Here is a 13,223-nt window from a genome sequence, read left to right as displayed (position 1 = left end):
GACGTGTCCTCAGTGGATGAAGGCCGCGTCGTGGAAGATGATCTCGGCCTCGACCATGCGGCCGAGCACCGTCGCGAGTACGGATTCACCGCCCGGCTCCACGGTGAGCCTGTCGACCTCACCGCGGAGAAATTCGACCTGGCTCAGAAAGGGTTCCCTGGTGTGCAGATTCACCCATTCCGCGATCGCCGGCCTGCCGGAAGGCCGGACGGCCGCCGCGACGCACCATTGCCGGTACATCGCCTCGGCGGCGAAAAGGGCGACGACGATACCCGGGTAGCCGTGCTCGTCGGCGATGTCGAGTGCGACCTCGGTGAGCACGTCCGCCCCGGCCAGGGCCGCCTCGCCGACACTCGGTGTCGTGCCGACAGCCGAGAGGACGGCGGTGAAGTAGTCGTACTGTTCGGTGACGAGGTTGTGCAGCGCGGTGGCGTGTCCTGCCAGCGAGGGACCGTCGGGCGCGGCGCGCACCGCGGCACCGCACAAGCGGGCCGCGGTGTCGACGAACCGCCGCTCGAACACCAGGTAGCGGGCGAAGGCCGCGTCGTCGATCGTGTCGTCGGCGACCTCGCGCACGAACCGCATCCGCTGCGCCCGCTCCCACCGCTGGGCGTTCGCGGCGAGCAACCGCTCGCTCAGGGGCTTCGCGGTCACGGAAGCTGGTACCCGACCTGCTCGGCCTGTTTCGTGAACTCCCTGACCTTCGCCGTGTCGACCCTGCCCCACCAGCGGTCGTTCTCCTTGAGCGCGGACGCGACGATCGCCCCGTGGCACAACGACAGCAGCTCACCGGCGTTGCCCGCGTTCATGCCCGAACCGATGATCACGGGCAGCGAGGTGGCCTCGCGGATGCCGGTGACCTCGGCCGCCGGAGTTTCGTCCCCGGTCCGTCCTCCGGTCGCGATGAGCACGTCGGCGTCGAAGAACTCGTTGTCCTCCGCCTGCGCGGCGAGCGAACGGTCGGCGATGATCGAGTGCGAGCCGTGCTTGACGTGCACGTCGGCGAAGACCTTGAGGTGCTCGGCACGCAGCCGCGCCCGGTAGCGGGTCGCCGAGGGGGACAGTCCTTCCATGAAGCCCTCGTTGGCGACGTAGGCGTTGACCCACTGATTGACGCGCACGAACGACGACTGGGCCGCCTGCGCGGTGGCGATCGAGCAATGCGCGCCGTTGGCGAGCACGTTGACTCCGACGGGGAGACCGACCTCGTCGCGCACCCGGTCACCGATGACCGCCAGGGTCGCGGCGTTCTCGAAGCTCTGGTCCTCGGGCTTGGGGAAGGGCAGGTCCCACGCGTTCTCGACGATGAGGCCGTGGACGCCGCCCTCCCGGTATGCCTTCGCCTCCTCGACCGCGAAGCGGATCAGCTCGGAAACCGGCTGGCCGGTGTAGTGCGGGCTGCCCGGCAGCGGCAGACAGTGCACGACGCCGATGACCACCCGGTCGGTGCCGAAGATGCTCGTCAGCGCCGATTCCTTGGGAGGGAAGACGCTCAGGGTGTCGGGGGTGTTCATCTGTTCCTTTCGTTCTGCCCTGCCGCCGGGTCGGCGGCGCCGAGCTGGTTTGCGTAGTCGAAGCACCGCACGTAGCCCGCGGCGACCAGCCGGGACCAGTGGTCGAAGGCGGCCTCGGCGCTCGGGAACGACCACACCTCGACGTGCGAGTAGTCACTCTGCCCGCGCACGTGGAAGCTGCCGGTCAGTTCGGCACCGTCCACACGGGAGCGTTGCCTGCACTCCTCGAATCCGGCTTCGAGCGCTTGTCGTTCCACTGTGGACAGTTCGAACCACGTGGTGCGGGGAAGGGTGTAGTGCAACCAGACGAAGTCGTTCACGCGTTCTCCAGCAGTGCGTTGTCGAAGGCGACTCTCCTGCCGAGGTAGTGGCGGGATGTCGTGAACTTGAAATCGGCGACGGCGGAGTGACCGCGCATGGCCTCGTCGATCACGGCGGGGCCGGAAACGCGCCACACTCCGATGTGGTCCCATCTGCTGGACACGTCCAGCCGGTGCCGTCCGGTGATCGCGGCACCAAGCCGCACGTCGTCGGCGAAGGCCATGTCGCATTCCCGGTCGTATTCCTCGCGCTGCTCACCGGTGGCCGCCTGCCAGGCGTCGTTCCACTTCCACAGCGCGAAAAACGCCCACTCGTCGGCGGTGCCCCGAGAGTTCGGGCTGACGACCGGCTGGAATTCTCGAGGCCCCACGAGCCATTCCGTGCGCAGCAGGCGATTCCAGCCGGCCTGTTCCAGCGCGCCGATCCCCTCGTGCGCGGCGTCGAGGCTCGGCGCCTCGAACATCCCAGCGAGGTCGCGGTCGTGGGTGAACCCGGTCGCGAACGCCTGCGGTGCCGGGGAATTCCCGGCACCGAGTATCGCGTCGACCGACAGCGACCAGCCCTCGGCGCGGAGCCGGTTCAGCTCGGCGAGCACGCCGCGCACGGCCGCTTGTTCCACCGGGCCTCTTCCGGTGCGGTCGGCGAGGAACACCACGGCCGCCCTTCCGTCGTTGGCGGCCCGGAAGACCTCGGTCTCGCCACTCAACAGATCCATGCCAGCTCCTCTCTCGTCAGGAACGACCGGTGCCCGCCGAGCCGGGAGCAGCTGTGGCTTGCCGCCCTCACGGCGTAGCGCAGCGCCGTGAGCGGGTCGCCGGTCTCGACGGACAATGCGGCGAACGACCCGGCAAGACAGTCCCCCGCGCCGGTCGTGTCGACGACGGGGGGCGCGTCGCCGGGATTGGGCACGGTCGTGGTCCCCTCGCGGGTGCACCAGCTCGCGCCACCGGAGCCCTCCGTGCGCACGACGGCGGCGACGCCCATGCCGAACAGCACCTCCTCGGCGCCGGCCGCCGAGTCCGCACCGGTGATCGCCTCGGCGGCCCTCGAATTGCAGAACGCGACGGCGGCCCCGGAAAGGTGCGGGGCGAGATCGCCGATACCGCCGGGAAAAGTGGCCGGTTCGAGGTCGATGGAGAACGGGATCCCGGCGTCGGCGCACCGTCTGCTAAGCACGGCGGCGGCCTCGACGTCGTAGACGGCGGTGTGTACCCAGGCCACGCCGTCGAGATCGAGGTCGCGGCAGGTCTCGACGGTGGGGTACATCCGCGCGCCCGGTACGAGCACGAGTTGCTTCTCCCCGTCGGCGGCGAGCGAGATCACCGCCCTGTTGGCCGGTCCTGGCACGATCTCCGGCAGGAACTCCAGCCCGAGTTCCGCGCCCTGCTCCGCGCACGCCCTTCCTGCCGGGTCGGTGCCGAGCACGCTCACCAGCCGCGCTCTGCTGCCCGCTCGCGCGCAGGCGACGGCGGCATTGGTGGCAACGCCACCAATGGCGTCGATGGCCTCCACGCCGACGACCTTCTCGTCCGCGCCCGGCAGCCTTGCCACCCTGACCGTGGTGTCGTAGACGGAGTCACCGACGAACAGCACCGGTTCGCTCATGGCCGCACCAGTTCGATGCGGTAGCGGTAGCGGTCGGCGCGGTAGGTGATCGTGGCCAGCTCGACCGGCCGCCCGCTCGCGTCCCTGCTGAGCCTGCGAGCCACGAGCACCGCCGCTCCCCTCGGCACGGCGAGCCTTCTCGCGAGCGCCGCTCCCGCCGTCGCTCCCTCGATGTGCTCGTCGGCGGTCGCGACCCTGCTGCCCGAGTTTCGCTCGATCCAGGCATAGAGCGAACCGCGATCGAGTTCGTCAGCGGAAGGCGGCGCCGAGGGATCGACGGCATGCGGGGCGAGCCAGCAGCGGCTGTGCGCGATCGGTTCCCCCTCGGCGAGCAGCATCCGGTCGATGGCGACCACGTGGTCGCCATCGGCGAGGCCAAAGGCCGCGGCGGCGTCCGGCGGTGGGATGGCGACGGTGACGGCGCTCTCGCGGTATCCGGCTGTGAGCCCGCGTCCTCGCATGTCCTCGGAGAACGACGAGAGCAGGGTCAGCGGCTGGTCGATGGGCGGCGGCAGCACGACGGTGCCGTGGCCGGGCCGCCTGCGCACGAGCCGGTCCTGCTCAAGGGCGCGCAATGCCGTCGCGGCCGTGGTCCTGCTGATGCCGAAGCGCCGGGTCAGCTCGGTCTCCGAGGGAAGAAGGTCCCCCTGCGCGAACTCGCCCTTGACCACGGCCGAACGCAGCCGCTGCGCGAGCTGATGCCACTTGGGCACCGGCCCCTCGTCGAGATCTTCGTCGTTCCACCGCATGACCAACAACGTACAAACGTCATGACGTTTGGTCAATAGATCAGGCGGCCGCGTACGCTGCCGGTGTGATCGTCTTCTGCGGATACGCCAACAGCGACGTGACGGTGCGGGTACCCGAGATGCCCGCCGCCGGTTCCCGGATCAACGCGCACTCGATCCAGCGCCACGACGGCGGAATGGCGGCCAACGCCGCCTTCGCCGCCGCGAAAGCGGGCGCCACCACCGCCTTCGCCGGAGTCGTCGGCGACGACGCCCTCAGCGGGGCCTTCCTCGACACCCTGGCCAGAGCAGGAGCCGACGTGGCGTGGACAGCCCGGGACGGCACGCTGACGAGCGCGATCGTCCTCGTCGGCCCCGAAGGCGACCGGACGATCATCAGCCAGGACGACGACGTGGACCCCGCGCACATCGCGGCCACCGCACACCGGCTCGACGAGCTCGGTGGCGGCATGCTCTACCTCGACGGCTACCGATTCCCGCAGGCCGGGGAGGCGCTCGCGGGACGGCGAACCGTGCGCTGCGCGGTCGATCTCGACGGCTGCACGGACCCCGGTGCCGCCCGCGTCGCCGCGGCACTGGCCGAGCACGTCGTCGCCGGGCCATGGCACGCGGCGCTGCTGGGGCCGGATCCCGCCGCCGCGGCCGCGGAACACCGCACGACGCTCGTCGTGACCGACGGCCCGCGCGGCTGGCGATTGTTCGCCCCGGACGGCTCGGCGCACTCCGGCGCGGCCGTACCGGTCACCACCGTCGACACGACGGGCGCCGGCGACTGCTTCACCGGCAGCTATCTCGCGAGGATCGACGGCGGGGACGATCCGGTGACGGCGGCCCGCTACGCGGCGGTCGCGGCGAGCCTGTCGTGCACGGCGACCGGCGCGCGAGCCGGAATCCCCTTCCCTGACCGAGTTCTGGCCATGCTGGCGGACTGAGCCCGCCGCGACGTCATGACGTTTGTTAGGCTGGCGCGGTGTCGTGGGACCGGGAAGATCTTGTCGAAGGCCCGGTGCCGCTGTGGTTTCAGATCGCCGAGCGGCTGCGCACGGCCGTCGAGAAGGCGGAGTTCGGTGAGGGCGATGCCCTTCCGTCGGAATCCGCGCTCGGCGCCAGGTTCGGCGTCAGCCGCACCACCGCCCGAGCGGCGCTGGACAGCCTCGAAGCGGACGGCTTGATCAGCCGCCGCTCCGGCAGGGGCTCTGTCGTGCTTCCCCCTCGGGTCACCGTGCCGCCACACCAGCTCGCCTCGTTCACCGAGGACATGCGGGCCCGGGGACTCGAACCGTCCTATGGCAGCACCCAGGTGACCGTCGAGGCCGTGAGCGGCGAGCCCGCCCGCGCGCTGGGCGTGGCCCGGCGCACCAAGCTGGTGCGAATCGAGCGCGTGCTGCTCGCCGACGGCGCGCCGATCGCCGTGAGCACCTCGTGGCTCTCCCCCGACGTGGTCGCCGTGCGCACGCCGCCGACGGCGGCCGAGCTCGCCGGATCGCTCTACGACTGGCTGGAGCGCACGACCGGAACCCGGCTCGTCGCCGGGCGCGAGACGATCGCGGCCGACATCGCCGACGCCGTCCTCGCCGAGCGGCTCGGCGTCGCGGTCGGCTCCCCCGTGCTGACCGCCGTCCGCGTCGCCAGCGACGTCACCGGCAGGGCCGTCGAGTACGCCGACCGGCGCTACCGGGGTGACCGGTACCGGTTCACCGTCGACTCGGTCCGTTCCTGACGACGCGAATCAGCTGATCCTGGTGGCCAGCCCCGGGTAGTTCAGTACCAGACCATGCCGGTCGTAGCCCAGCTCGCAGGCGAGGGCGAACGCGGGCGCGGTGTAGGCGTAGCGCAGATCGCCGGAGCGGGTGTAGGTCTGGTCGAGGCGCTCCACCGTGAGACCGTCCGCGCGCACGAACGCCGCGGGCGCGGCCACCGTACGCTCAAGCGGAAAACGTTCCCTGTGGACTGGGAACGTGTTGGTCATCGCCGACGATTCGAGGTCGAGGTCGAGACATCCGTTCAGCTGAGGGGCCTCGGCACCGTCGACCGTCCAGCCGCCCCGGCCGTCGGCCTCGATCACCGTGATGGTGGTCGCACCGCCGACCCTGCCCGCGATTCTGGCGGATCTGGTCAGCCACCACCGGTCGAGCCGGATCCGGTAGTCCACGATCCAGGACGTGCCGTCCTCGGTGGCCGTCGTGGTGCCCTCGATCAGGTAGCCCTCGTCAGCGGTCGCGAAGAACGCGACCTCGAATCCCGTGCGAGCGCCCTCGTGCCGCCACGAGGCGACCGAAGGCAAGGCGGCGAACGACATGACCACTCTCCAGACCTCCCGAACCGTGTCCACCCTGCAACGGCAGGGCGCGCCGGATCATTCCGGGCCGTCACGGACGCGCCACGCGGTCCTGCCGCTATCGTCGGTACCGTGCGCAGGAATGAGCCGGTGAACCTGATCGAGGTCGCCAAAGCCGCCGGTGTCTCGAAGACGACGGCCTCCGATGCGCTGCGCAATTCGGGCAGGGTGTCGGAGCGGACGAGACAGCACGTGGTCGCCGTCGCGAGCAAGCTCGGCTACTCGCCCAACCCCGTCGCCAGGTCGCTGCGCATGGCGCGCACCGGCGCGATCGGCCTTCACCTTCCCGAGGTGCTGACGCGATCCGAGTACTACATGTCGTTCGTGTTCGGCGTCGTCGATCAAGCGGCCACAATGGACTACGACGTCACCCTGCTGACGGCGCGGCACGTGTCCTCGCACCGATTCCACCGCGTCGACGGAGTCGTGCTCGGCGACCCGCTGGAGACCGACACCGTGGTACACGGCCTGCTCGATTCGCCGGTACCCGCCGTCACCTGCGAGCGCTACACGGGCGAAGCCGAACCGGCGGGAGTGGTGCTGTCCGACCACGCCGCGATGCTCGACACGCTGCTCGATCACCTGCACGCCCAGGGCGCGGGCCACATCGCCTTCCTCGCCTCCAGCACGGTCACCGACTGGGGCCGCACGCTCCAGTCGACCTATCTGCGCTGGTGCGAACGCCATGGGACGCGGCCCCGGCTGCGGGAGATGGCGTTCGGCTCGCCCACCGCGATCATGCAGGACAACGTGCGCGCGCTGCTCAACGCCGACCCCGAGGTCGACGCGCTGGTGTGCGCTCCGGACGGCGCGGCCGCCGCCGTCCTCCCCGTGCTCCGCGCCGCGGGAAGGACTATCGGCGGCGACCTGCTGCTCGCCTCCTGTGTGGACAGTGCGGCCCTCACACACACCGATCCGCCCATCACCGCGATCGACCTGCGTCCTCGGGAAGCCGGTGCTGCCTGTGCCCAGCTCCTGTTCGACGTTCTTTCCGGCGAGACGCCGAAGGGCACCGTGCGCGCTCAGCCGATCGGGCTCACCGAGCGGCGCTCCACCCGGCGCTGACTCACCGTGGCCGCGCCGCGGGCACGGTGAGCCACGATTCTTCGCCAACGGCGCACGGCCCGCCAGGGTGCACATGCATCGTGCGCGCGGTGACGTCGAGCGAGATCGTGGCGAGTGTTTCCCAGCGGCGATGTTCCGGCAGCGCGAGATCGGCGTGCGCGCACACCGGCGCCGCGTCGTCGCGGTGGGCGCACAGCGCACGGGCCCGCGCGGTCGGATCGGCCGCGCTCAGCGCGGGTGCCTTTCCGGCCAGCCAGGCGTGGCGTTCGAACGTACTCGATTCCGCCGCGCTCGTGCGCTCCCCGTCAGCGAGTTCCGGCGCGAGAAAGTGGTTGGTGTGCGTGAGAAACCCCTCGCGTGGCGCGACCTCACCGATACCGGCAGGCGACAATTCGAGACAGCGGGCCTCGTCGCGGGTGACGACGGTGAGCACCGTCGAAGCCGACAGCCGGGCCGTCGCGGCGATGCGCAGCGCTTCGTCCACTGTGGCCGCCTCCTCCAGCACCCTCCGCGCTACCACGTGCACCGGCACACCCGCGCGCCCGCCGTCGGACCGGTGCCGCAGCACGTTGAAGTGCACGCCGAGCCCCAGGTCGTTGACCCCGATCTTGCCGACGACACCATGCTCGGTGAACGTCGCGATCGCCCTGCCCGAAGGGCTGACGAGCGTGCGCACGAGCATCGCGCCGCCGAGGATGTCGTGCCAGTCCCAGGTCTGCACCGTGCGCGGCGGCTCGCCGTCGCCGGGCAGCACCACCGACGTCGAGCACTCGCCCTCGCCGGTGACGTCGGCCGCCGCCAGTATCTCGGTCCGCGCGTTGACCGCGCCGACCCTCCACACCGGCAGTCCGCAGCCGTGCGCGATGCCCTCGATCTCCTCGGCGAGGTGCGGCGCCCACGAACCGATTTCGCTGAGTGCCGCGCGGGCGTGGTCGCGGACATGATGCGGGTGCAGGCCATGTGCGGCGAACAGGCGCGCGTAGGTGGCGCAGGTCCGGCGGATCGCCTCGCCGTGCGCGGCGCCCAGCTCTCGTCCCGCCGCACCGGGATCGGTCTCGGCCGAGGCATGCACCGCGACCGGGGAGTTCACGCGGCTCACCTGGCGCTCGACAGTACGGCGTCCCAGGCGAGCTCGGAGGCCAGCGTGCCGAGCCCGGTCGGGTTGATCCCCCTCGGCTCCACCTCGTCGGTGGTGAGCGCGAACAGGGTGTCACCGTCGAGTTCGGTGTGGAAAGGATGGATGGCCCTGTGCATCGAGCTGTGTACCTGGGTGGCGAACTGGCGCAGCGCGACGTCGGTGAGCTTCGCGTTGGTCACCACGACGGTGAGCGTGGTGTTGCCTGAGGCGGTGCGCGCGGTGCCGGCCTCCTCGACCGCCGCGGCGTAGTCGACGGCCGGACGGTGCCGCAGCCCGCTCTCGGCGTGGTAATTGCCGCGCACCACGGTGCCGTCGCGGTCGACGATCACGCCGACGGCGTTGACGACGGTGGCGACGAGAACCTTGAGATCTCCGTGCCGCCCGAACGCGGCGCCCTGGCCCGCGAACTCCGACCGCGAGAAGTCGATCTTCCCGACCGACGCCGACCTGCCCGCGCCACAGCGACCGACCGGAAACCTGCCCTCGACGGCGTTTCCGAGCGCTGCCCTGCCGAGCGCGGCGTCGGGAACGATGGCAGTGTCCCTCGCGGAGAAGTCGTAGATCACCGCGCCGGAGACGTGCTGCAACGCGGCCCAGTGGGTGCGGTTTTCCGCGCGGTGCAACAGTTCCGTGCTCACCCCCGCCGCGGCTTCCAGCCCGTACACCGAGCCACCGGCGAGCACGATCGCGTGGTGGAAGTCGTAGCCACCGGAAAGCCCGACCGCGCCACCGCGCGCGTCGACGGCGGTCCTCGCGCCCTCGGGGATGTGGATGACCGTGCAGCCGGTTGGTCCTTCCGCGTATTCGGCGGTGCCGACGAACACCCCCGGGAGATCGAAGGAAACCTCGGCGTCACCGGGACTCGGCTGAGGGGTCAGGCTCACGTCGTCGTTGGCGACCGCGCCCGGCGCGTACGCCGAAGGGGTCACCCTGCGCGATACCGCGCCGTTCAGGTCAGCGTTCACAGTGCTCACAATGCCTCCACTAAACGTCTCGAATACTCGTGTTCCGGGGTTCCGAAGAAGACGGCCGACTCAGCGGTCTCCACGACCTCACCGCCCCGCATCACAGCGACGCGGTCGGCGACGTAGCGCACGGCCCCGATGTCGTGGCTGATGAACAAGGCCGCGAACGAGAATTCCTCGCGCAGGTCCTTGATGAGGTTGAGGATCTGCGCCTGCACCGACACGTCGAGAGCGCTCACCGCTTCGTCGAAGACGATGAAGGGCGGGCGGGTGACGAGCGCACGGGCGATGGAGACGCGCTGGCGCTGCCCTCCGGAGAGTTCGTGCGGATAGCGCCGCGCGAACGACGCGTCCAGCCCCACCTGGTCGAGGGTGCCGAGCACGCGCTCGGGCACCTGTTCCTTGTCCGTGCCGCCGAGCACGACGAGCGGTTCGGCCACGCACTGGCCGACCCGCATCCTCGGGTTGAGTGACCATTGTGGATGCTGCAACACCGCCTGCATGCGGCCGGCGAGTTCCTTGCGCCGGGAGGGAAACGGGCGGCCTTCGAACAACGCCGTGCCGCCATCGGGCCGCCGCAGTCCCAGCGCGACCATGCTCGTGGTCGTCTTGCCCGAACCGGACTCCCCCACCAGTCCGAGGATCTCGCCATCGGCGATGCCCAGCGTCACGCCGCGCATGGCGTGCACGCGCTTGCGCCGCCACGGAGGACCCGAGGTGAACGTGACGTCGACGCCATCCAGTTCCAGTATCACCGGCCCGCCCCCACTGTCCGCTCCGTCAGATGGCACAGTACGTCGCGTTCGCCGACTCCGACCAGCGGTGGCCTGCTGTCCTCGCACGTGGGAAGCGCGTCGCCGCAGCGGGGCGCGAAGGCGCATCCCCGCGCCGGACCGTGGAGCACTGGCGGCTGTCCGGCGATCGGCACCAGCCGCTGCCCTCGCGCGATTCCGCCCGGCACCGCCCGCACGAGCGCCGAGGTGTAGGGGTGGCGCGGCTCGGTGAGCACGGCGTGCGCGGCACCCGATTCGACGACCCTTCCGCCGTACATCACGACGACTTCGGAGCAGCGCTTCGCGACGGCGGGAAGGTCGTGGCTGAGCCACAGAATCGTGGTGCCCGCCGCTTCCGCCAGCGAGAAGATCACGCCGAGGACTTCCTCGCGAATCTGGCTGTCCAGTGCCGCCGTCGGCTCGTCGGCGATCAACAGTTCCGGCTCGCCCGCCATCGCCATCGCGATGGCGACCCGCTGGGCCATTCCTCCGGAAAGCTGATGGGGATAGGATCTCGCGACCCGCTTCGGGTCGGCGAGTTTCACGCGTTCCAGATGCTCGGCCACGTCGGCGCGGGTACCCCTTCCGCGCAAGGCGAGTTCGACCTGCTTGCCGATCCGCATGGTGGGGTCGAGCGAGCCGATCGGCTCCTGGAACACGTAGCCAAGCCGCTCGCGGCGCAGTTCCCGCAACCGCCGTGGCCGCATCGTGTTCACGTCCTCGCCGTCGAGCAGCACGGAGCCGCCGGTGACCGAGGCCGCGCCTGGCAGCAGTCCGCCGATCGCCGAGCCGAGCGTGGACTTGCCCGAACCGGATTCGCCGACGATGCCGACGGTCTGCCCGCGTTCCACGGTCAGCGCGGCGCCGTCGAGCGCGCGGACCGCCCGCTCGCCTGAGCCGTAGTCGACGACGAGATCGTCGATGTGCAGAAGCGATGTCATACCAGCGACCGAGCCTCTCTTGGTTCAAGACCGTCACGCAAACCGTCGCCGAAGGTGTTGACGGCCAGTATCGCCACGACGAGGACGACCCCGGGGACGACGACCAGCCACGGCGCGGTGAGCAGGTAGGTGCTGCCCTGCTGGATCAGCGCGCCCAGCGAGGACTGCGGGGGCTGCACGCCGAACCCGAGGAAGCTCAGCCCGCCCTCGACGAGGATGCCGACCGACAGCGCGTAGGTGCCCTGCACCGCGATCGTGCCGGAGAGGTTGGGCAGCAGGTGCCGCATCAGGATCCGGGGCCAGCCCGCGCCGCTGATCACGGCCGAGGTGACGTAGTCGCGCTGGGCCACGGTGACCGCGGCTGCCCGCACGACCCTGGTCATCAACGGGATGGTGATGAGGATGATGCTGCACATCGTGGCGGTCAGGCCGGGCCCGATCACGGCGGCGACGAGGATGGCGAGCACGATCGTCGGAAACGAGTACAGCACTTCGACCAGTCGCATCACGACCTCGCCGAGCCAGCCGCCCCGGTAACCGGCCGCGACGCCGAGCAAGGTCGCCAGCACAGCCGTGACGAGCACGGCGAGCCCGGACAGCAGCAGGGTCGTGCCGATGCCCTCGAAAAGCCGGGGCAACAGCGAACGTCCCAGCTCGTCCGTCCCCAGTGGATAGTCACCGCCAGGCGGAAGCAGCCGGGGCCCGACGATCGCGTCGGGGTCACCGCCCACTCCGAACACGGTGCCGACGAGCGAAGCGAGCACCAGCACCGCCAGGCACACCAGGCCGGAGCGGGTCAGCCAGTCCGCGTTGCGCCACAAGGTCATCGGTTCCGCCCCTTCGCCGCGGCACCGAACCGGGGATCGAGCACCCCGGCAACGGCATCGGTCAGCATGCTCATCACGATGAAGACCACGGCGGCCAGCAGCACGCCCGCCTGCACGACGGCGTAGTCCCGCCTGCCGACCGCCTGCACGAGGTAGGTGCCGACCCCGGGAAGGTTGAAAAGGTACTCGATGATCACCGCACCGCCGAGCAGGTACGCGGTGATCGTGGTGAGCACGGTGACGACGGGGATCGCGGCATTGCGCAGCACGTGCCGCGCCACGATGAAGGCGGGGCTTTCGCCTCTCGCGACCGAGGCCGTGATGTAGGGCTCCACCAGTACGTTCAACACGGCGTCGCGGGTGGTCCTCGCCGTCACGGCGATCACGAACACCGAAAGCACCGCCGAGGGCAACAGCATCGACTGGAGGTTGCCGCCGGGATCGTCGCCGATGGGAACGTAGCCGCCGACGGTGAGTCCCAGCGCGTAGCGGGAGAACAGGAACACCACGATGCTGCCGAGCACGAACTCGGGCACGCTCACCCCGAGGCCGCTGACGAGCCTGCCCAGCGCACCACCGCCACGGCGGCCTCCGGCACGCATCGCGGTGAGCACGCCGAGCGGCACGCCGATCAGGATCGCCGCCGCCACGCCGAACAGCGCCAGCTGAGCCGTCACCGGAAGCCGCAAGCCGAACTCGGTGGTCACCGGTTCACCGCTGATCATCGAGATCCCGAAGTCACCGGTGAGCGCGGTCGTGAGCCACAGCCAGTACTGAACGGGGATACTCTCGTCCAGTCCGTACTTCGCGGCGACCTCGGCCTTCTGCTCGGGGCTCGCGAACGGCCCCAGTACGACCTCCGCGAACCCTCCCGGCATCAACCGGGAGGCCGCGAAGATCAGGATCGAGACGAGGAACAGGGTCACGACCGCGCTGAATATCTTGCGCAGCCACCACGAGAACAGTCGCACAGCCGGTCTCCTTCCG

General features: G+C 70.3%; 16 protein-coding genes. 3 read left to right on the top strand and 13 right to left on the bottom strand.

The genetic code is table 11. The features are described 5' to 3' along the window. Positions 1-9: 9 nt before the first annotated feature. Genes BAY61_RS12090 through BAY61_RS12065 form a run of 6 tightly spaced genes read right to left on the bottom strand, consistent with a single transcriptional unit; the run spans position 10 to position 4,189 of the window. Positions 10-654, bottom strand: coding sequence for a TenA family protein (locus BAY61_RS12090; protein ID WP_091797131.1), 645 nt, complete (start codon positions 652-654; stop codon positions 10-12). Continuing rightward, complete coding sequence (locus tag BAY61_RS12085; RefSeq protein ID WP_091797129.1) at positions 651-1,514, bottom strand: BtpA/SgcQ family protein; 864 nt, start codon at positions 1,512-1,514, stop codon at positions 651-653. Before BAY61_RS12085 ends, BAY61_RS12090 begins: the two co-directional genes overlap by 4 nt. Beyond that, positions 1,511-1,834 (bottom strand): hypothetical protein, encoded by a 324-nt coding sequence (locus BAY61_RS12080; protein ID WP_091797127.1) that lies wholly within the window; start codon positions 1,832-1,834, stop codon positions 1,511-1,513. Before BAY61_RS12080 ends, BAY61_RS12085 begins: the two co-directional genes overlap by 4 nt. After that, positions 1,831-2,550 carry a hypothetical protein gene (locus tag BAY61_RS12075; RefSeq protein ID WP_091797125.1) on the bottom strand — a complete coding sequence of 240 codons (720 nt, stop codon included), beginning with the start codon at positions 2,548-2,550 and terminating at the stop codon, positions 1,831-1,833. The genes BAY61_RS12080 and BAY61_RS12075 overlap by 4 nt, the downstream gene beginning before the upstream one ends. Beyond that, entirely contained in the window at positions 2,538-3,440 is a 903-nt protein-coding gene (locus BAY61_RS12070; protein WP_091797123.1) for a carbohydrate kinase family protein, read from the bottom strand. Before BAY61_RS12070 ends, BAY61_RS12075 begins: the two co-directional genes overlap by 13 nt. Continuing rightward, positions 3,437-4,189: a GntR family transcriptional regulator gene (locus BAY61_RS12065; RefSeq protein ID WP_091797121.1), complete on the bottom strand. Its 753-nt coding sequence runs from the start codon at positions 4,187-4,189 to the stop codon at positions 3,437-3,439. The genes BAY61_RS12070 and BAY61_RS12065 overlap by 4 nt, the downstream gene beginning before the upstream one ends. Before the next feature lie 65 nt (positions 4,190-4,254). On the opposite strand from BAY61_RS12065, the gene BAY61_RS12060 reads away from it, so the two are divergent. Together BAY61_RS12060 and BAY61_RS12055 are read left to right on the top strand one after the other, a co-directional pair. Then, positions 4,255-5,121 carry a carbohydrate kinase family protein gene (locus BAY61_RS12060; RefSeq protein WP_091797119.1) on the top strand — a complete coding sequence of 289 codons (867 nt, stop codon included), beginning with the start codon at positions 4,255-4,257 and terminating at the stop codon, positions 5,119-5,121. Positions 5,122-5,159: 38 nt separating this feature from the next. After that, positions 5,160-5,909, top strand: coding sequence for a GntR family transcriptional regulator (locus tag BAY61_RS12055; protein WP_091797118.1), 750 nt, complete (start codon positions 5,160-5,162; stop codon positions 5,907-5,909). A 9-nt stretch (positions 5,910-5,918) separates the two neighbouring features. On the opposite strand, the gene BAY61_RS12050 is transcribed toward BAY61_RS12055, so the two are convergent. Continuing rightward, positions 5,919-6,488, bottom strand: coding sequence for a putative glycolipid-binding domain-containing protein (locus BAY61_RS12050; RefSeq protein WP_091797116.1), 570 nt, complete (start codon positions 6,486-6,488; stop codon positions 5,919-5,921). Between the two features lie 111 nt (positions 6,489-6,599). Between BAY61_RS12050 and BAY61_RS12045 the strand changes: the two genes are divergently transcribed. After that, positions 6,600-7,592: a LacI family DNA-binding transcriptional regulator gene (locus BAY61_RS12045; RefSeq protein ID WP_091797114.1), complete on the top strand. Its 993-nt coding sequence runs from the start codon at positions 6,600-6,602 to the stop codon at positions 7,590-7,592. A 1-nt stretch (position 7,593) separates the two neighbouring features. Here BAY61_RS12045 and BAY61_RS12040 read toward each other — a convergent pair whose 3' ends face one another. Genes BAY61_RS12040 through BAY61_RS12015 form a run of 6 tightly spaced genes read right to left on the bottom strand, consistent with a single transcriptional unit; the run spans position 7,594 to position 13,207 of the window. Beyond that, positions 7,594-8,682: a C45 family autoproteolytic acyltransferase/hydrolase gene (locus tag BAY61_RS12040; RefSeq protein WP_245866021.1), complete on the bottom strand. Its 1,089-nt coding sequence runs from the start codon at positions 8,680-8,682 to the stop codon at positions 7,594-7,596. A 5-nt stretch (positions 8,683-8,687) separates the two neighbouring features. Beyond that, entirely contained in the window at positions 8,688-9,704 is a 1,017-nt protein-coding gene (locus BAY61_RS12035) for a P1 family peptidase (protein WP_245866019.1), read from the bottom strand. Continuing rightward, complete coding sequence (locus tag BAY61_RS12030; RefSeq protein ID WP_170139999.1) at positions 9,701-10,450, bottom strand: ABC transporter ATP-binding protein; 750 nt, start codon at positions 10,448-10,450, stop codon at positions 9,701-9,703. The genes BAY61_RS12035 and BAY61_RS12030 overlap by 4 nt, the downstream gene beginning before the upstream one ends. Continuing rightward, positions 10,447-11,409, bottom strand: coding sequence for an ABC transporter ATP-binding protein (locus tag BAY61_RS12025; protein WP_091797112.1), 963 nt, complete (start codon positions 11,407-11,409; stop codon positions 10,447-10,449). Before BAY61_RS12025 ends, BAY61_RS12030 begins: the two co-directional genes overlap by 4 nt. Beyond that, on the bottom strand, positions 11,406-12,236 hold the full coding sequence (locus BAY61_RS12020; RefSeq protein ID WP_091797110.1) for an ABC transporter permease: 831 nt from the start codon (positions 12,234-12,236) through the stop codon (positions 11,406-11,408). The genes BAY61_RS12025 and BAY61_RS12020 overlap by 4 nt, the downstream gene beginning before the upstream one ends. Further along, a complete protein-coding gene (locus BAY61_RS12015; protein ID WP_091797108.1) occupies positions 12,233-13,207 on the bottom strand; it encodes an ABC transporter permease in 975 nt (324 codons plus the stop codon). Before BAY61_RS12015 ends, BAY61_RS12020 begins: the two co-directional genes overlap by 4 nt. Positions 13,208-13,223 lie beyond the last annotated feature (16 nt).

It is taken from the genome of Prauserella marina, from assembly GCF_002240355.1.
GTDB lineage: Bacteria > Actinomycetota > Actinomycetes > Mycobacteriales > Pseudonocardiaceae > Prauserella_A > Prauserella_A marina.
Note: the sequence above shows the minus strand (reverse complement) of the source record. Positions and strands in the feature narration are given on the sequence as shown.